The organism is Arthrobacter sp. Y3225116 (genome assembly GCF_059091245.1).
This window is the reverse complement of the sequence record NZ_JBNHGL010000635.1, coordinates 1-255: the sequence shown is the minus strand read 5'-3', so window position 1 is coordinate 255 and position 255 is coordinate 1. Positions and strand designations below refer to the sequence as shown.

Below are 255 nucleotides of genomic sequence, written 5' to 3'. Positions count from 1 at the left end.
GGTTCGCTTGCCGCCGACTACACCGTGAACGAGCCGCGGGGCGTGGCCGTTGTGCTCACGCCTTGGAACGATCCGGTGGCGGTGGCCGCCGGGCTGCTGGGTGCCGCGCTGGCGACGGGAAACACGGTCCTGCACAAACCAAGCGAACGCTGCCCGCATCTGGGTGAGCTGCTCGGCCGGATTCTCTCGGAGGCGCTGCCGCCGCAGGTCATGACGACGCTGACCGGCGGCCCCGCGGTCGGGGCGGCGCTGGCC

Annotated in this window: 1 protein-coding gene; it reads left to right on the top strand. The window is 72.5% G+C overall.

What is annotated here, in order from left to right; genetic code table 11:
* Positions 1 to 255, top strand: a 255-nt coding sequence (locus tag AC5RV2_RS19315; RefSeq protein WP_494093658.1) for an aldehyde dehydrogenase family protein, incomplete at both ends; no start/stop codon positions are given.